The organism is Paraburkholderia fungorum (assembly GCF_046026025.1).
GTDB lineage: Bacteria > Pseudomonadota > Gammaproteobacteria > Burkholderiales > Burkholderiaceae > Paraburkholderia > Paraburkholderia fungorum_E.
The window spans coordinates 88,324-106,462 of sequence record NZ_JAQQFL010000008.1 but is presented as its reverse complement, the minus strand read 5'-3'; the positions used below and the strand labels follow the sequence as shown (position 1 = coordinate 106,462).

Annotated in this window: 12 protein-coding genes and 1 pseudogene; 6 read left to right on the top strand and 7 right to left on the bottom strand. The window is 63.5% G+C overall.

What is annotated here, in order from left to right:
- Window positions 1-16: 16 nt before the first annotated feature.
- The 3 genes from PQR67_RS11575 to PQR67_RS11565 all read right to left on the bottom strand — a co-directional run bounded on the left by PQR67_RS11575 (window position 17) and on the right by PQR67_RS11565 (window position 3,268).
- Window positions 17-1,015 (bottom strand): NADP-dependent oxidoreductase, encoded by a 999-nt coding sequence (locus PQR67_RS11575; protein WP_408458495.1) that lies wholly within the window; start codon window positions 1,013-1,015, stop codon window positions 17-19.
- 115 nt (window positions 1,016-1,130) lie between these two features.
- Complete coding sequence (locus PQR67_RS11570; protein WP_408458492.1) at window positions 1,131-1,616, bottom strand: PaaI family thioesterase; 486 nt, start codon at window positions 1,614-1,616, stop codon at window positions 1,131-1,133.
- A gap of 131 nt (window positions 1,617-1,747) precedes the next feature.
- Window positions 1,748-3,268 (bottom strand): aminotransferase-like domain-containing protein, encoded by a 1,521-nt coding sequence (locus tag PQR67_RS11565; RefSeq protein ID WP_408458489.1) that lies wholly within the window; start codon window positions 3,266-3,268, stop codon window positions 1,748-1,750.
- A 178-nt stretch (window positions 3,269-3,446) separates the two neighbouring features.
- Between PQR67_RS11565 and PQR67_RS11560 the strand changes: the two genes are divergently transcribed.
- The gene (locus PQR67_RS11560) at window positions 3,447-3,827 is read left to right on the top strand and encodes a hypothetical protein (protein ID WP_408458486.1); all 381 of its coding nucleotides are present in this window, start codon (window positions 3,447-3,449) and stop codon (window positions 3,825-3,827) included.
- Between the two features lie 176 nt (window positions 3,828-4,003).
- On the opposite strand, the gene PQR67_RS11555 is transcribed toward PQR67_RS11560, so the two are convergent.
- From PQR67_RS11555 to PQR67_RS11545, 3 genes and pseudogenes are all read right to left on the bottom strand, one after another.
- Window positions 4,004-5,182, bottom strand: coding sequence for an acetyl-CoA C-acyltransferase (locus tag PQR67_RS11555; RefSeq protein ID WP_408458484.1), 1,179 nt, complete (start codon window positions 5,180-5,182; stop codon window positions 4,004-4,006).
- Window positions 5,183-5,482: 300 nt separating this feature from the next.
- Window positions 5,483-7,567, bottom strand: a complete 2,085-nt coding sequence (locus PQR67_RS11550; protein WP_408458482.1) for a 3-hydroxyacyl-CoA dehydrogenase NAD-binding domain-containing protein — start codon at window positions 7,565-7,567, stop codon at window positions 5,483-5,485.
- A 165-nt stretch (window positions 7,568-7,732) separates the two neighbouring features.
- Window positions 7,733-9,417 (bottom strand): annotated as a pseudogene (locus tag PQR67_RS11545) (3-(methylthio)propionyl-CoA ligase).
- Between the two features lie 189 nt (window positions 9,418-9,606).
- Here PQR67_RS11545 and PQR67_RS11540 point away from each other — a divergent pair.
- The 5 genes from PQR67_RS11540 (at window position 9,607) to PQR67_RS11520 (ending at window position 13,545) form a co-directional block, all read left to right on the top strand.
- On the top strand, window positions 9,607-11,193 hold the full coding sequence (locus PQR67_RS11540; RefSeq protein ID WP_408458479.1) for a protein adenylyltransferase SelO: 1,587 nt from the start codon (window positions 9,607-9,609) through the stop codon (window positions 11,191-11,193).
- A 37-nt stretch (window positions 11,194-11,230) separates the two neighbouring features.
- Window positions 11,231-11,653, top strand: a complete 423-nt coding sequence (msrB, locus tag PQR67_RS11535) for a peptide-methionine (R)-S-oxide reductase MsrB (protein WP_408458476.1) — start codon at window positions 11,231-11,233, stop codon at window positions 11,651-11,653.
- A gap of 254 nt (window positions 11,654-11,907) precedes the next feature.
- Window positions 11,908-12,438 carry a septation protein A gene (locus PQR67_RS11530; protein WP_120348631.1) on the top strand — a complete coding sequence of 177 codons (531 nt, stop codon included), beginning with the start codon at window positions 11,908-11,910 and terminating at the stop codon, window positions 12,436-12,438.
- A 1-nt stretch (window position 12,439) separates the two neighbouring features.
- Complete coding sequence (locus tag PQR67_RS11525) at window positions 12,440-12,754, top strand: BolA family protein (protein ID WP_054042675.1); 315 nt, start codon at window positions 12,440-12,442, stop codon at window positions 12,752-12,754.
- A gap of 11 nt (window positions 12,755-12,765) precedes the next feature.
- Complete coding sequence (locus PQR67_RS11520; protein ID WP_408458473.1) at window positions 12,766-13,545, top strand: peptidylprolyl isomerase; 780 nt, start codon at window positions 12,766-12,768, stop codon at window positions 13,543-13,545.
- Between the two features lie 255 nt (window positions 13,546-13,800).
- On the opposite strand, the gene purL is transcribed toward PQR67_RS11520, so the two are convergent.
- On the bottom strand, window positions 13,801-17,886 hold the full coding sequence (gene purL, locus PQR67_RS11515; protein WP_408458471.1) for a phosphoribosylformylglycinamidine synthase: 4,086 nt from the start codon (window positions 17,884-17,886) through the stop codon (window positions 13,801-13,803).
- Window positions 17,887-18,139 lie beyond the last annotated feature (253 nt).

The following is an 18,139-nucleotide window of genomic DNA, read 5'->3' as shown; positions in this document are numbered from 1 at the left end:
TCGACAGCCGCCACGCTCAGATCAGTTTGACGAGTTGCTTGCCGAAGTTCTTGCCCTTCAGGAGACCAATGAACGCCTCGGGCGCCGCATCGAGCCCTTGCGCAATGGTCTCGCGATATTGCAGCTTTTTCTGCGCGACCAGCGTGCCGAGTTGCTTGAGCGCTTCGGGCCATACTTCCATGTGCTCGCTGACGATGAAGCCCTGCACCAGCAGCCGCTGCGTGAGCATCAGCGACGGGTGCTTGAGCGGCAACGGCTGGCCGTCGTAACCCGCGATAAAACCACACAACGCGATGCGGCCGAACGCGTTCATGCGCGCCAGCGTCACGTCGAGCACTTCGCCGCCGACGTTCTCAAAGTAGCCATCGACGCCGTCCGGCGTCACGGCTTTGAGTTCCTGATACAGGTTGCCGGCCTTGTAGTCGACGCAGGCGTCGAAGCCGAGCGTCTCGACCACGTAGCGGCATTTATCCGCCCCGCCGGCGATGCCCACCGCCCGCGCGCCGGCCAGCTTCGCCAGTTGCCCGACCACGCTGCCCACCGCGCCGCTTGCCGCGCTGACCACCACGGTGTCGCCCGCTTTCGGCGCGATGATCCTGTTCAGGCCGTACCAGGCCGTGACGCCCGGCATGCCGACCGGACCGAGATACGCCGACAGCGGCACGTGCGTATCGTCGACTTTCTGCACACCCGCGCCGTTCGAGGTGCCGTACTCCTGCCAGCCGAACATCGCGACGACCTTATCGCCGATTGCGAATTTCGGATTCTTCGACTCCACCACTTCGCCCACCGTGCCGCCGATCATCACTTCGTTCAGCGGTTGCGGGGCCGCATACGACTTGCTGTCGTTCATGCGGCCCCGCATGTACGGATCGAGCGACAAAAAATGATTGCGCACGCGGAATTCGCCGTCGGCCAGCGGCGCAAGCGGGGTTTCGACGAGCTTGAAATTATCGGGCGTAACAGCGCCTTGTGGACGCGAAGCCAGCACGAGTTGACGGTTGATCTGGGGCATGACGATCGTCTCCATGGGTTACCGATGTGATCGGCGAGTGATTCGAACCAACGGCGTGCATAACAGCGAGAAACAGCGCGCGCGGCACTCGACGCGCGCGCGGTCCTTCCGGCGATTAGCCGTCGCTTGGACCGGGTTTCGCCGAGGGATCGCTGCGCAGACGCTGTTGCGTCACGTCGCGACCCACGGCGAGACGCCGCATGTATTTGAAAGTACCGAGTGCTTTGGCGACGAAGTGGCCTTCGCTGTCGCGGATTTCGCCTTCGCAATAGGCCATGGTGGTCGAGCGGTGCAGCACACGGCCCGTGGCGCGCAATTCGCCGCGGCCCGGTTGCATGAAGTTGACCTTCATCTCGACCGTGACCACGCCGATGCCGTCGCCGGCCAGGCTGCGCGCGGCCATCGCGAGCGCGACGTCGGCGAGCGTCATGGTCACGCCGCCATGCGCGACATCCCACGTATTCATGTGATCGTGCCGCAGCGGCAACACGATTTCGCTGACGCCGTCGGCAACCGATACGAGTTGCGCGCCGAGCCGGTCGACAAACGGGCTTTCGGGCAGCGACGCGGCGCCCGATTTAGATGAAGGTGATTCGGTCATTGCTGATTTCAGATTCCGTGGTCGGCATTTCCACGCGATGCGCGCACCGCGCCGCGCGTGAAAGTCCGCAGGCTTCGGGCTGCCCGGACGTGCGCTCGACGGCGCACGCGCGCAGCAGGAAATGATACCCGCTATGGTGTTCGCGCATGCGCCGCCATCCGTGCCGCCAGACGCCCCAAGCTGCGCACCGCCTCGTCGGCCTGATCGAGATCCGTGCTCGGACAACTGAGGCGAATGAAATGATCGAAGCGCCCTGCGTTCGAAAACACCGTGCCCGGCATCACGCGGATGCCTTCGTCCAGCGCCGCATCGAAAAAAGCGGAGGACGATACGGCGCGCGGCAACTCGATCCAGAAAAACATGCCGCCGCCCGGTGGCGTGAAACGTGTCCCCTCAGGAAACGATGCGGCGACCGCCGCGGCCATTCGCTCACGCTGAATCCGCAGACGGTCGCGCAAACGCCGCAGATGCCGCTCATACGCACTCGTTTCCAGAAATTCGGCAAGCACGACTTGCGATAGCTGCTCGTTATGGCGCGACTGCGCGAACTTGAGCATGCCGACGCGCCGATGCCAGCGGCCGCCGTTGATCCAGCCGACCCGCATGCCGGGCGCGAGCGTCTTGTTGAACGACGTGCAATGAATCACCGTGCCGTCCGTGTCCCAGGTCTTCAACGATCTGGGCGGCTGGGCGGCGTCGACCAGCTCGCGATAGGGATCGTCCTCGATCAACGGAATGCCGGCTCGCGCGCACAGTTCGACAAGCCGCGCCTTGTGCGTATCGGGCATGACGCTGCCGAGCGGATTCTGCAGATTCGGCACGACCACCACCGCCTTGACGTCGGGATGCGTTTGCAGCGCGAACGCGAGCGCGTCGATGGCCACGCCGGTGGTTGGGCTGGCCGGAATTTCGAGTGCTCGCAGGCCGAGGCTTTCGAGCATCTGCAGCAAGCCGAAGAAGCACGGCGATTCCACCGCGACCGTGTCGCCCGGTTGCGTGACGGCGCGCAACGCCAGGCTCACCGACTCGATGCCGCCGTGAGTCATGATCACATCGTCCGCGCCAATCTGGATACCGACGTCGAGCGCACGGCGCGCAATGATCGCGCGCAACTCGGGATCGCCCTGATCGTGGCCGGCCGAGGTCAATAAAGTCGGCCGGCGGCGCAACGCGCGCAGCGCGGCCTTTTGCAAGGCGTCGGTGGGGTAAAGATCGGACGAGGCAGTCGAGCCGCCGAGGTTCAACGCGTCGGGATAGCGCTGGAATTTCGACACGATCGCCGAAATCGCCGTATGGATGCCGACGAACTGCGCGGCACCTGGGGCAGCCGCGAGGTCGGGTTCGGTTGCGCCCGGCAACGCCGCCGTTTGCCGGGCGCGCACGAAGTAACCCGCACGTGGCCGGGCGTCGATCAGCGCGTCGCGCTCCAGCGTCCGATAGCTCTCGGTGGCCGTCGCGAGGCTCACGCCGTGCCGCTGCATGAATGCGCGCATCGATGGCATGCGGTCGCCGGGACGCAGCACGCCGTTGTCGATTGCGCGACGGTATTGGTCGGCCAACTGGCGGTACAAGGGCCGGCCGTCCGGCGGTTGTGGCTCTAACGGTGATGAAATCACCGTTGAAACGTCGGGCGTGGAGATAGCAGAGTTCATGAACCGATGGTGCGGACAGTTCGTGCATGGCGACAGATACACATCGGCCCGATTCCAACCGATACAGCGCACTGAAACCCCATCTTGTACCGGTTCACATAGTCCATTGTTGCGCCTGTTTTCACGTGGACGAACTCAATAAGCTGTGTGGCATGGAAACGGTTTAAAGGAATCGGTCATGCCCATCGCACCACCTCGCACCGGTTTGCCCCGCAACGCCGCCACCGCCTCGCGGGTGGCGGCCGGTCAGATGGCCGTGCACGATCTGCGCGCACAAACCTCGATCGTGGCCGTCGAAGGCGATCTTCAACTCGACTACCGCGATCACTCCCTGGCGTGGCTCGGAGACACCGTCCCGGTCACGTCGGTGACGCTGCGCGAAGGCGAGCGCTACGTCACGCCACAGCGCGGCGTCGTATCGATCAGCGCCACGCATACGCGATCTGCCGTCTTTGTCGTACAGCCATGCCAGGCCGAAAACGCGTGGCTCAGTCGCATCATTCGAACCGTGCACGATCTGACACGCCTCGTCAAAACACGGCTGAGGCGGGCAATCTGACGCGCCTCAGCCGGCACAGACCGGTAGCCGGGAAAGATTCCGTGCGGCGTGCGTGGCAAGCTGGCCGGTGGCCTCACCGGCACGACACGCTTCGTCGATCAGGGCACTTCAAACCTGCCGGCGCCCCGGCATGGCTTTGCCCTGATGCGGCTCGCTCGCCCCGCTCTCGCGTCCGGTCAAACTACTTCGAACAAGCCCGCCGCACCCTGGCCGCCGCCGATACACATCGTCACGACGACCAGCTTCGCGCCGCGCCGCTTGCCTTCGATCAGCGCATGGCCGGTCAAACGCGCGCCCGAGACGCCATACGGATGACCCACCGCGATCGCGCCGCCGTTCACGTTGAGGCGGTCTTGCGGAATGCCGAGCTTGTCGGCGCAATACAGCACCTGTACCGCGAACGCTTCGTTCAGCTCCCACAGGTCGATGTCCTCAACCTTCAGACCGGCCTGCCTGAGCAGCTTCGGCACGGCGAACACCGGCCCGATGCCCATCTCGTCCGGCTCGCAACCGGCCACCGCGAAGCCGCGGAAAATGCCGAGCGGTTGCAGACCTTCGCGCTCCGCAACCTTCGCGTTCATCACGACGCACGCCGACGCGCCGTCCGAGAACTGGCTCGCATTGCCCGCGGTGATCACGCCGCCGGGCATCGCGGTACGAATCTTCGACACGCCTTCGAGCGTCGTGTCGGCACGAATGCCTTCGTCGGCGCTGACCGTGACTTCTTTCGTGTAAAGGCGACCCGTCGCTTTATCGGCGACGCCGGCCAGCACCGTCATCGGCACGATCTCGTCCTTGAACTTGCCGGCTTCGAGCGCGGCCGCGGCACGCTGTTGCGAGCGTACGCCATATTCGTCCTGACGTTCCTTCGAGATCGAGTAGCGCTTCGCGACGTTCTCGGCGGTCTGCAACATCGACCAGTAGATTTCCGGCTTGTTCTTGCTGAGCCAGCCTTCGGCCATCATGTGGCGGTTCATCTCGTTCTGCACGCACGAGATCGACTCCACGCCACCCGCGACGAACACCTCGCCCTCACCGGCAATCACGCGTTGCGCGGCCAGTGCGATTGTCTGCAAACCGGACGAGCAGAACCGGTTCACCGTCATGCCCGGCACGCTGACCGGCAAACCGGCGCGCAATGCGATCTGACGCGCGATGTTGCCGCCGGTCGCGCCTTCCGGATTCGCGCAGCCCATGATCACGTCTTCGATACGCGCCGGGTCCAGCTTTGCGCGCTCGACAGCGGCTTGCGTCGCATGTCCACCGAGCGTCGCGCCGTGCGTCATGTTGAAACCACCGCGCCATGATTTGGCGAGGCCCGTACGGGCGGTCGATACGATTACGGCATCAGTCATGTATATCTCCTATGTCGACCCGAGTTAGCGCTTTAGCGCTTACTCGGGTCCCATGCAAGGCGGTCGACCCGAGTTGGCGCTTTAGCGCTTACTTGGGTCCCATGCAAGGCGGTCGGCCAGAGTTGGCGCTTTAGCTGTCGGCCAAAGTTAGCGCTTTAGCGCTCACTTTGATCCCATGCAAAGCGCTTACTCGGGTCCCATGCGATTTATCGCCTTCCAGATGTTGATAGTGGGCGCGCCGGCGGATCGCTCAGCCGCCCCACTTCACGCATTTCACTCATTACCCCGAGCAGCGGCGCTTCAGCCGTTGAATCCACGACCCTTCGCCGCGAGCTCCGCGATGCTCGGCGCCAGTTGCCAGGCGTCGCCATTCGGCCGCGACGCATAGCGGCGAATCGCGCGCTCGACGTTGTAGAGGCCGACGGTATCCGCGTACAGCATCGGACCGCCGCGATAGAGCGGGAAGCCGTAGCCGGTCAGATAAACCATGTCGATATCCGACGCCTTCGACGCAATGCCTTCCTCGAGAATCTTCGCGCCTTCGTTGACGAGCGCGAACACGAGACGCTCGACGATCTCTTCGTCGCTGATCTTGCGGCGCTCGGCGTTGGCTTCCTTCGAGAAGGTTGTGATCATCTCGTCGACCACTTTCGACGGATACGCAGTGCGGTCACCCGCCTTGTAGTCGTACCAGCCGCCACCGGTCTTCTGCCCGAAGCGCCCGGTCTCACAGAGACGATCGGCGATCTTCGAGTAGTGCATATCAGGATGTTCCTGATAGCGGCGCTTGCGGATCGCCCAGCCGATGTCATTACCGGCCAGGTCGCTCATGCGGAACGGGCCCATCGCGAAGCCGAACTTCTCGATGGCCTTGTCCACCTGAGCAGGCAACGCACCTTCTTCGAGCATGAAGAGCGCCTGGCGGATGTACTGCTCGATCATCCGGTTGCCGATGAAGCCGTCGCATACGCCCGAGACCACAGCGGTTTTCCTGATCTTCTTCGCGAGTTTCATGACGGTGGCAAGCACGTCTTTCGCCGTATCCTTGCCGCGCACCACTTCGAGCAGCTTCATCACGTTAGCCGGGCTGAAGAAGTGCATGCCGACCACGTCTTGCGGGCGCTTCGTGAACGCCGCAATCTTGTCGACGTCCAACGTCGACGTGTTCGACGCGAGGATCGCGCCGGGCTTCGCCACCTCGTCCAGACGCTTGAACACCTGCTCCTTGACGCCGAGTTCTTCGAACACCGCTTCGACGATCAGGTCGGCGTTTTTCAGGTCGTCATAGGAGAGCGTCGGCGTGATCAACGCCATGCGCTGTTCCAGTGCTTCGGGCTTGAGCTTGCCTTTCTTGACGGTAGCTTCGTAGTTCTTGCGGATCGTGGCGAGGCCGCGATCGAGCGCTTCCTGCTTCGTTTCCAGCAGCGTGACCGGAATGCCCGCGTTGATGAAGTTCATGGCGATGCCGCCGCCCATCGTGCCGGCGCCGATCACGGCTACCTGCCTGATGTCACGAGCAACTGTGTCCGACGGCACATCGGGAATCTTGCTCGCGGCGCGTTCGCCGAAGAACGCATGACGCAGCGCGTGGCTTTCCGGCGTCTGCACGAGCGCGATAAAGCATTCGCGTTCGAACGCGAGGCCCTTATCGAAGCCGTTCTGCACGCCCGCTTCCACAGCGTCGATACATTTCAGCGGAGCCGGGAAGTTCCTGGCCATCGCCGCGACCGTATTGCGCGTGAACTGGATGAAACCGGCGGCGTTCGGATGCTCGATCTTGCGGTCGCGCACCTTCGGATGCGGACCCGTTTTAGCGCCGACCTTGCGGGCAAATGCAAGCGCCGCTTCGACCAGATCGCCTTCCACGACCTCGTCGAACAGACCCGAATCTGCCAGCTTCTCCGACATCACTGGCGCGCCGGAGACGATCATGTTGAGCGCGGCTTCGAGGCCGATTGCGCGTGGCAGACGCTGCGTGCCGCCCGCGCCCGGCAGGATGCCGAGCTTCACTTCCGGCAGCGCGATCTGCGCGCCAGGTGCGGCGATGCGGTAATGCGCGCCGAGCGCCAACTCGAGCCCGCCGCCCATGGCGACGCTATGAATCGCGGCGATCACCGGCTTGGCGCTCCCCTCGACGACCTTGATGACGGTGTGGAGGGTCGGTTCCTGGGTCGCTTTCGGCGTGTTGAATTCGGTAATGTCGGCACCGCCCGAGAAGGCTTTGCCGGCGCCCGTCAGCACGATTGCCTTGATGGCCGGATCGTTCTGCGCGCGTTCGATCCCTTCGACGATGCCCGCTCGCGTCGAGAGGCCGAGGCCGTTTACGGGGGGATTGTTCAGCGTGATGACGGCCACGCCGTCATGAGTTGTGTAGTCCACTGCCATCTGCCTGCCTCCATGCGATGAGGCGGCGCATGACGCGCCGCCCGTCCGGTTTTTCGAGTCGGCTCACAGTCCGACGCGATGTCCGACTTTAGCTCCGATTTCCCCGGGGTCAGCAGGCAGAATACACAAAAAAGCACGCTCGTTCAATTCTCGTTTGTTTTATTTCTAGGCGGGGTTTCCCCTGGCATCCGGAGTCAGGGGCAATCCTTTTCGTCTTCGAGCGCGGATGGCAGGACGTGGTCGCGGAAAATGTCGCGCAGCTTGAGTTTTTGCAGCTTGCCGGTAGCCGTGTGGGGCAACTCGTCGACGAAAACCACGTCGTCGGGAATCCACCATTTGGCCACCTTGCCGTCGTAGAACGCGAGCAGTTCATCGCGCGTCACGTCGAAACCCGGTCGCTTGACGACGACCAGCAGCGGCCGCTCCGTCCATTTCGGATGCGCGCAGGCGATGCACGCCGCTTCGGCCACCGCCGGATGCGCGATCGCGACGTTCTCGATGTCGATCGAACTGATCCACTCGCCGCCCGACTTGATCACGTCTTTCGAGCGATCCGTGATGTGCAGGAAACTGTCGCGGTCGATGGTGGCGACGTCGCCGGTTGGGAACCAGCCGTCCACCAGCGGCGATTCGTCCTTGCGGAAATACCGGTCGATCACCCACGGACCGCGCACGTGCAGATCGCCGAACGCCACGCCGTCCCACGGCAGATCGCGCCCGTCTTCGCCGACGATCTTCATGTCGACGCCATACAGCACGTGCCCCTGCTTTTCGAGCAGTTTGCGTTGCTCCGCCAACGGACGCTGACTCTGTTCCCACGTCAGTTTCGACAAGGTGCCGAGCGGCGACATTTCCGTCATGCCCCATGCATGAATCACCTGCACGCCGTACTCGTCCTCGAAGGCTCGCAGCATGGCAGGCGGGCACGCGGAACCGCCGATCACCGTGCGATCGAGCGATGAGAAGCGCACTTTCGCCTCGCGCAGGTGGTTAAGCAAGCCGAGCCACACGGTCGGCACGCCGGCCGAATACGTGACACGTTCACTTTCCATTAATTCGTACAGCGACTTGCCGTCGAGATCCTTGCCGGGAAAGACCAGCTTCGCGCCGGTCAGCGGCGCGGAGTGCGGAATGCCCCACGCATTCACATGAAACATGGGTACGACCGGCAGCACGGAGTCGCGTGCGGAGAGGCTCATTGCATCGGGCAGCGCGGCGCCGAATGCGTGCAGCACCGTCGAGCGATGCGAATACAGCGCGCCTTTCGGATTGCCGGTGGTGCCCGACGTATAGCAGAGGTAAGACGCCTGACGCTCGTCGATGGCCGGCCAGTCGTAACGGCCGTCCTGCGCTTCCAACAGGGTTTCGTAGCTCAGCACCGGCGTTTGCATTTTTGGCAGATGCGCTTCGTCCGCCAGGGCGATCCAGCCGCGCACTTTGGGGCACTGCGGCGCAAGCGCATCGACGAGCGGAGCGAACGTAGTGTCGAACAGGACGTAGGCGTCGTCGGCGTGGTTGACGATGTAGGCGATCTGATCCGGAAAGAGCCGTGGATTGATCGTGTGGCACACGGCGCCGAAGCCCGTCGTGCCGTAATACGCTTCCAGATGCCGGTAGCCGTTCCAGGCCAGCGTGGCCACCCGCTCGCCGGGCTCGACGCCTAGCGCGATCAGCGCCTGCGCCAGCTGCTTCGCGCGCTTTTCGCAGTCGCGGTAGGTATAGCGATGCACGTCGCCTTCGATGCGTCGCGACACGATCTCGGTGTCGCCGAAATGCCGCGCGGCATGCGCGAGCAACGAGGACACGGTGAGCGGCACGTCCATCATCTGGCCAAGCAGCGGCGTCGTCATAAAGAGAAGTCTCCTCGCCTTGTTTGCATCATTGGGTTGCTGTTGGGTTGCCGTTCCGGGCCGCGCGGCGCGCGCCGGCTGGAGACGCCCGGCACGCAGGCGCATGTCTGACCAGACCGCCGGCTAATGGCCGGCCAGCAGCTCCGCGGGCGCGGACTTACAATATCGGCTAATCCAGAGGCGCTCAACATGTCGTTTTCCCCAAGCATTGCAGGGTTATTCGGGCCGTTATCGGCTCTTTCCGACGCACTTACCGCCTCGCCCGAAAGCGCGTTTGCGCGGCTGGGCAGCGCGTTTCTGACCCGGCTGCCCGCGGCGCCGCTCAGTGCGCCGTACGTGGTTGGGTTCTCCGAAGAAACCGCCGGGTTGCTCGGTTTAGAGCCGGAACTCCAGAATGATCCTGGCTTCGTTGAACTGTTCTCGGGCAACGCCACGCGCGAATGGCCCTCAGAAGCGCTGCCGTATGCGTCGGTGTATTCGGGGCATCAGTTCGGCGTGTGGGCCGGCCAGCTCGGCGACGGCCGCGCGCTCGGTCTCGGCGAAGTCGAACACAACGGCCAACGCTTCGAGCTGCAACTCAAAGGCGCGGGCCGCACGCCCTATTCGCGCATGGGCGACGGGCGCACCGTGCTGCGCTCGTCGATCCGCGAGTATCTGTGCTCGGAAGCCATGCACCACCTCGGCATTCCGACCACCCGCGCGCTGTGCGTGATCGGCTCCGACCAGCCGGTGCGCCGCGAGGAAGTCGAAACCGCCGCGGTCGTCACGCGCGTGGCGCCGAGTTTCGTGCGCTTTGGGCACTTCGAGCATTTCTATTCGAACGATCGCGTCGACGCACTGCGTGCGCTCGCCGACCATGTGATCGATCGCTTCTATCCGCATTGCCGCGAAGCCGACGATCCCTACCTCGCGCTGCTGAATGAAGCGGTGCTGTCGACGGCCGACCTGATGGTCGAATGGCAAGCCGTCGGCTTCTGCCACGGCGTGATGAATACCGACAACATGTCGATCCTCGGTCTCACGATCGACTACGGCCCGTTCGGTTTCATGGACGGCTTCGACGCCGGCTACATCTGCAATCACTCGGATTCGCAAGGCCGTTACGCGTACAAAATGCAACCGCAAATCGCGTACTGGAACCTCTTTTGCCTCGCGCAAGGTCTGCTGCCGCTGCTGGGCGAAAAACACGAGGAAAGCGTGCGCGGCGACAAGGCGATCGAAGACGCGCAACGCGTGCTCGGCGGTTTCAAGGAGCGTTTCGCGCCGGCGCTGGAAAAACGCATGCGCGCCAAGCTCGGCCTTGAAACCGAGCGCGACGGCGACGACACGTCGGGCGACGCCTCGCCGGGCGACGCCTCGCTGGTCAACCGTCTGTTCGAAATCATGCACGCCAACCGGGCGGATTTCACGCTGACGTTCCGCAATCTGGCGCGTATTTCGAAGCACGATGCGAGCGGCGACGCGCCCGTGCGCGACCTGTTCCTCGACCGCGCCGCATTCGACGCGTGGGTGAACGACTACCGCGCGCGCCTGTCCCAGGAAACACGCGACGACGCCGCGCGCGCCATTGCAATGAACCGTGTGAACCCCAAATTCGTACTTCGTAATCATCTGGCGGAAACGGCGATCCGCCGGGCGAAAGAGAAGGACTTCTCCGAAGTGGAACGTCTGGCCGCCGTGCTTCGGCGTCCATTCGACGAGCAACCGGAAAACGAAGCCTATGCGGGGCTGCCGCCGGATTGGGCCAGTTCGCTGGAAGTGAGCTGCTCTTCGTGACAGGCCCCCACAACAATCTCGAGACAGGAATCCGACCATGAACAAGCCCGACGACCTCAACACCGGCGCCCCCGCCGTGCAGAAAGACGACGCCGAATGGCGCAAACAGCTCTCCGACGTCGAATACCAGGTGACGCGTCACGCCGCCACCGAACGCCCCTTCACCGGCCGCTATCACGATCACTGGGACCGCGGCATCTATGACTGCGTCTGTTGCGGCACGCCGCTATTCGAATCGGACACCAAGTTCGACGCCGGTTGCGGCTGGCCGAGCTACTTCAAGCCGCTCAACGGCGAAGTGATCGCCGAGAAAACCGACCGCACGCACGGCATGCTGCGCATCGAGGTGCAGTGCAAGAACTGCGGCGCGCACCTGGGCCATGTGTTCGAAGACGGACCGGCGCCCACCGGTCTGCGTTACTGCATCAATTCGGCTGCGTTACAATTCGAGCCCAAGTAACGCAGCGTGGAGTTCGGCGCGTTGCCGGCCGGCGTCTGTCATGAGGCGCCAACCGGTGGCGGCACCCTTCATCCGGCTTGCGAACCGGTCAATGCGGCGGTCAACCCGGCGCGGCAATCCTGCTACGAACGGCGCAACGCGCCGCTCCCGGCTGCCGCGGCGGATTTCCGCCACCCTGCCACCGGGCGCCCCGCGCCGCGTCCCTGTTTTTCCGGCCCTCTCTTCGACCCACTCTCCGAATTCCCGACCAGATAATGAAATTCCTGTTCGATCTGTTCCCGATCATCCTGTTTTTCGTCACCTTCAAGATATGGGGCATTTTCACGGCGACGGCAGTGGCGATCGTTGCCACGCTGGTGCAGATCGCGTGGGTGGCCTTCCGCCACCGCAAGGTCGATCCGATGCTGTGGGTGAGCCTCGGCGTGGTCACCGTATTCGGCGGCGCTACGCTCGTGCTGCACAACGACACCTTCATCAAATGGAAGCCGACCGTGCTGTACTGGGCGTTTTCAGTCGCGCTGATCGTCTCGCAACTGGCCTTCAACAAGAACCTGATCGAAGCGATGATGGGCAAGCAGATCACGCTGCCGCACGCGATCTGGGGCAAGCTGAATATCGTCTGGGCGATTTTCTTCGTGCTGCTGGGGCTGGTGAACCTGTTCGTCGCGTACAACTACACGACCGACCAGTGGGTCAATTTCAAGCTGTTCGGCGCGACCGGGTGCCTGGTGGTGTTCATCGTCGGACAGAGTTTGTGGCTGTCGAAGTATATGAAGGAAGAATGACATGACCAGCGACGTGTTTATGCACGCCACCACCGCCGAGCGCGCCGCGCTGATCGAGGCGCGCCTTACCGCCGCGCTCGCGCCGGTCGCCTCGATCCGGATCACGGACGACAGCGCGCAGCATGCGGGCCACGCCGGCGCCTCCGCCGGCGGTCATTTCTCTGTCACGATCGTGGCTGCCGCATTCGCCGGGAAAGCCCGCGTGGCGCGGCATCGCATGGTGTATGATGCGCTGGCCGATGCCATGCAGCGCGGCATTCACGCCCTTGCAATCACGGCGTATACGCCCGAAGAATTCGCTTTGTTGCCCCGCTAGGAAAATTTCTGATGACCTTGAAGAAAACCCATCTTTGGGTACTGCTGGCTGCCTTTGCGGCCGCACCTGCATTTGCACAGAACATCGCTGTTGTGAACGGCACGCCGATTCCGAAATCGCGCGCCGACGCGCTGGTCGATCAACTGGTTCATCAAGGCCAGCAAAACACGCCGCAACTGCAAATGGCCGTGCGTGAAGAACTGGTGAACCGCGAAATCCTGATGCAGGAAGCGCTGCGCCGCGGCCTGCCGAATCGGCCGGACATCAAGGCGCAAATCGCCGTTGCACAACAAACCGTGGTGCTGCGCGCGTTGATCGAAGACTTCGTGAAGAACAACGCCCCGAGCGACGCCGAAGTCACTGCGCGCTACAACGCGCTGGTCAAGGACGCGGGCGGTAAGGAATATCACCTGCACCACATCCTGGTGGACAACGAACAGCAAGCCAAGGATCTGATCGCCAAGATCAAGGCCGGCGCGAGCTTCGAAGACCTCGCCAAGCAATTCTCGAAGGACCCGGGATCGGGCAAGAACGGCGGCGACCTGGACTGGTCGGACCCGAAGGCCTACGTGCCTGAGTTCGCGGACGCGGCCACGCACCTGCAGAAGGGCCAGATGACCGACGCGCCGGTACATACGCAATTCGGCTGGCACATCATCCGTGTCGACGACATCCGCGACGTCACGCCGCCGCCGCTCGAACAAGTGCGCCCGCAGATCGTGCAGCAGATCCAGCAGGAAAAGCTGCAGGCGTTCGAAGAAGGCCTGCGTAAAAACGCGAAGATCCAGTAAGCCTTTTTCTTGGCTTCAGAAAAAAACCGCCTTCGTGGCGGTTTTTTTTTGCGGGGTTCATGTGGAATTGGCTGCCTTGCGAGGGCGCCCATATCACTTGCGCAGCGCCCTGCTCACCTCCGCTAGCGGCAGTCCACGGAAACTTGCGCGCGCAGCGTTATGTAAGGACCCAGATTCGTACCCGGTCAGGTACGAATCCCTGGATCGAAAAGGCCGCAGAGTCATTTCGTACCCGAGCGGATACGAATAACACCATCAACCCAGCCAGCGGCGTGCGTTCTGGAACACGCGCAGCCACGGGCTCGCGTCCGTGCCACCCTCGCCCCAGCCTTCTGGATGCCAGCTCATCTGCACCGCACGATGCACGCGCTCGGTGTGTGGCATCAGCACGCTGAAGCGGCCATCGGGCGTCGTAACCGACGTGATGCCGTCCGGCGAACCGTTCGGGTTGAACGGATACTGCTCCGTTGCCTGACCACGGTGATCGACGAAACGCATCGACACGGCCACCTTCGACGCATCGCCCTGCTGCGAGAAGTCGGCGTAACCCTCGCCGTGCGCGATCGCCACCGGAATGCGCGAGCCTTCCATGCCCGCGAAGAAGATCGACGGCGAAGCCTGCACTTCGACCAGCGAGAAGCGCGCTTCGAATTTCTCCGACTTGTTGCGCGTGAACTTCGGCCAGGCTTCGGCGCCCGGAATCATCGACGCAAGGCTGCTCATCATCTGGCAGCCGTTGCAGATACCGAGCGCAAACGTGTCTTCGCGGCCGAAGAACGTGGCGAACATGTCGGCCAATTGCGAGTTGAAGCGAATCGCCTTTGCCCAGCCCTCACCGGCACCCAGCGTATCGCCGTACGAGAAGCCACCGCACGCTACCGCACCGGCGAAATCCGCCAGATTGGCACGCCCGGCCAGCAGGTCGCTCATGTGCACGTCGTGCGCATCGAAGCCGGCGCGGTCGAATGCATAGGCCGTTTCGAGGTGCGAGTTCACGCCCTGCTCGCGCAGGATCGCAACGCGCGGGCGTGCGCCCTTGCCAATGAACGGTGCGGCGACATCTTGCGAAGGATCGAACGTGAGGATCGGCGAAATGCCCGGATCGGCGGCGTCGGAAAGTGCGTCGTATTCGGCATCGGCGCAAGCCGGGTTGTCGCGCAGGCGCGAAATGCGCCAGCTCACTTCACTCCATGCGCGATGCAATTCGGTACGCGGTGCGTCGTAGATCTTCTTCGCGTCGCGATAGATTTCGATCGCGTCGCGCTCGTTGATCTTGCCGATCACGTGCGAGCACGCCGACAAACCGTGTTCGCGCAGCGCGCCCAGCACCGCGTCGCGGTCCGTCGCGCGCACCTGAATCACGGCGCCGAGTTCCTCGCTGAAGAGCGCGCGGATCGTGCGGTCTTCACGACGGCCGCTGGTCTGCTTCGCCCAGTCTTTCGCGTCGCCGTAATCGGACTCATGGTTCGGATCGAGCACCAGCATGTCGACATTCAGCGACACACCGACGTGACCCGCGAATGCCATTTCGCACACCGTCGCCCACAAACCGCCATCAGAACGGTCGTGGTACGCGAGCAGCTTGCCGTCGCTATTGAGCGACTGGATCGCGGTGAAGAAACGCTTGAGATCTTCCGGATCGTCGACGTCCGGCACGGTGTCGCCAACCTGCTGCGTGACTTGCGCGAGAATACTGCCGCCCAGACGATGCTTCGCGCGGCCGAGGTCGATCGCGATCAGCACGGAATCGCCCACCTCGTTCGCACGGCGCAATTGCGGCGTGAGGTGGCGGCGCACGTCTTCGACCGGTGCGAACGCCGAGATGATCAACGAGACCGGCGCGACCACTTCCTTCGCCACACCACGGTCTTCCCACTTGGTGCGCATGGACAGCGAATCCTTGCCGACCGGAATGCTGATGCCGAGCGCCGGGCACAGTTCCATGCCGATCGCCTTGACCGTGTCGTACAGCGCGGCGTCTTCGCCCGCTGCGCCGCATGCGGCCATCCAGTTTGCCGACAGCTTGAGCTTATCGAGCGACGCGATCGGCGCCGCCGCGATATTGGTGACCGCCTCGCCGACCGCCATGCGGCCCGACGCGGGCGCATTGATCACGGCGAGCGGCGTACGCTCGGCCATGGTCATCGCTTCGCCGCGGAAACCCGCGTAGTCCATTGTCGTGATGGCGACGTCCGCCACCGGTACTTGCCACGGGCCGACCATCTGGTCGCGCGCGGTCGTGCCGCCCACCGAGCGATCGCCGATCGTGATCAGGAACGACTTGCTGGCAACCGTGGGGTGGCGCAGCACGCTCACCGCGACTTCCGACAACACGATGCCGGTGACATCCACCGGTTCGAGCTTCTGCTCGACGCGCTTCACGTCGCGATGCATGCGCGGCGCCTTGCCGAGCAGTACTTCCATCGGCATATCGACCGGTTCGTGCGCGGCGTCGCCATCCGCTTGCGAATCGATCACCTTCAACTGACGCGCGGCCGTGGCCGTGCCGACCACCGCGAACGGGCAACGCTCGCGCTCGCACATGGCCTCGAACGCCGGCAGATCGGCCGGCGCAATCGCCAGCACGTACCGCTCCTGCGCCTCGTTCGACCAGATTTCGCGCGGCGACAAACCGCTCTCTTCCAGCTGGATCTTGCGCAAATCGAAGATCGCGCCCTTGCTGGCGCCGTCCACCACTTCCGGGAACGCGTTCGACAGACCGCCCGCGCCCACGTCGTGAATACTCAGAATCGGGTTGTTCTCGCCGAGCTGCCAGCACGCGTTGATCACTTCCTGCGCGCGGCGCTCGATTTCCGGATTGCCGCGCTGGACCGAGTCGAAGTCGAGTTCGGCGGTGTTGGTGCCGGTCGCCATCGAGCTGGCGGCGCCGCCGCCCATGCCGATACGCATACCCGGGCCGCCAATCTGGATCAGCAGCGAGCCTTCCGGCAGATCGTGCTTGTGCGTGTGCTGATCGGAGATATTGCCGATGCCGCCGGCGATCATGATCGGCTTGTGATAACCGCGCACCAGGCCCGCCACGTTCTGCTCGTAAGCGCGGAAGTAGCCGCCCAGGTTCGGCCGGCCAAATTCGTTGTTGAACGCGGCGCCGCCAAGCGGGCCGTCGATCATGATTTGCAGCGGCGACGCAATGCGGTCAGGACGGCCGTACGCTTCGTGCTTGTCGTCCGGGTTCCGGTGTGCCAGCGGCTGGGCGGCGTCGCGCGCGTTTTCCCATGCTTCGACGCCGTCCGGCAATGCCAGATTCGACACCGTGAAACCCGCCAGCCCCGCCTTCGGACGCGCGCCGCGGCCGGTCGCGCCTTCGTCGCGGATTTCGCCGCCCGCGCCGGTCGAGGCGCCCGGGAACGGCGAGATCGCGGTGGGGTGGTTATGCGTTTCCACCTTCATCAAGGTGTGGGTCAGTTCGACATTGCGGCGGTAGTGTTCAGGCAACTCGTTTGCGCCGAGCTCAGCCGGCGTACGCGGAAACCAGCGCTCGACGATACCGCCGGCCATGATCGACGAATTGTCCGAATACGCGACGATCGTGCCCTGCGGGTTCAGCTTCTCCGTGTTGCGGATCATGTTGAACAGCGAGATGTCCTGCTTCTCGCCGTCGATCGTCCAGTCTGCGTTGAAGATCTTGTGACGGCAGTGTTCGCTGTTGGCTTGCGCGAACATCATCAGTTCGACGTCGGTCGGGTTGCGGCCGAGTTTCGTGAAAGCGTCGACCAGATAGTCGATTTCGTCGTCGGCGAGCGCGAGGCCCAGTTCCGTGTTCGCCGTTTCCAGTGCGCCGCGGCCATTGCCCAGCACGTCGACGGTTTGCAACGGCTTGGCCGGCAGTTCGTCGAACAGATGCAGCGCGTGCTCACGTGAAGGCGACACACTCTCGGTCATGCGGTCGTGCAAGGCTGCCACGACGGCCGCGCGAGCTTCTTCAGAGAGCGCCTTCTTGCCGCCCAGCAGGCCGCTTTTCAGCGTGACCGTGTATTCGACGCCGCGCTCGATGCGGCGCACCTGCGTCAGGCCGCAGAGGTGGGCAATATCGGTTGCCTTGCTGGCCCACGGCGACACCGTGCCGAAGCGCGGCACCACAAGGAAGGTTTCAGCCGTGCCGCGCTCTTTGGTTTCTTCGAGCGGATCGCCGTAGTGCATCAGCGCTTCGATCTTCGCGTTGTCTTCCACGGAAAGCGGGGTTTGCGCGTTGACGAAGTGCAGATACTGCCCGCGCACACCGGTGATGTTGGCGTCGATACGCGTAAGCGTGTCGAGCAGGCGGGTTTGACGGAAATCGGAAAGGGCCGAAGCGCCGGGGAAACACGAGAAGTGGGCCATGGACTTGACGTTGCGTCGCAAATGATGCCGATGAGTCGCGCGTGAAGGCGACGTGAGGCGGAAAGGAAGTCCGGGATTATACCCCGGGAACGGGCTTCCAACGGGCTTCGCGGCAGGGTTTTGGCGCACTCCGTATGGCGGCTGGGGCGCATCGTTGCGGCGCTTCGGCGTCGCGCTCGCGTGGCAGAGCCATCCGTTTGACTGCTATCATTCGGCCTTTCACCAGATCGGCGCGAGCGGCCTGAGCAATGCC